At 40.5% G+C, this 398-nt stretch carries 1 pseudogene; it reads left to right on the top strand.

Features of this window, described 5'->3' with window-relative positions:
* Window positions 1-398 (top strand): annotated as a pseudogene (locus KH400_RS21775) (bacterial Ig-like domain-containing protein); the annotation flags it as partial.

The following is a 398-nucleotide window of genomic DNA, read 5'->3' as shown; positions in this document are numbered from 1 at the left end:
GCTCTGAAGCTGGAACGTACGAAATTAACATCGTTCCGGAAGAGAATGATATCAAGTCAATTTCGTTCCAAGTAACCGTTAGAGAACCTGTTGAACCAGCATGGAAAAAAATGAGATTTGGACAATCGTCTTCTGATCAGCGTAACTATGTTGATGTCCAAGATGATGGGACTGTGAAGTTAGTGGCGTTAGAAGGCGGTGGGAAAATTACAGGCGATCATGATGGAATCTCGTTTTACTATACGGAGATAGATGCGGAAGAAGATAACTTTAAATTGACTGCTGATATAAAGGTTATTGAATACGCAAAGACTCCTCATGATGGACAAGAATCTTTTGGAATCATGGCAAGAGATGCAGTTAATTCGGTTCAAGATGCAAGTGTGTTTGCATCGAAC

This window comes from Desertibacillus haloalkaliphilus (assembly GCF_019039105.1).
GTDB classification, from domain to species: domain Bacteria; phylum Bacillota; class Bacilli; order Bacillales; family KJ1-10-99; genus Desertibacillus; species Desertibacillus haloalkaliphilus.
This window is presented reverse-complemented; position numbering and strand designations above follow the sequence as displayed.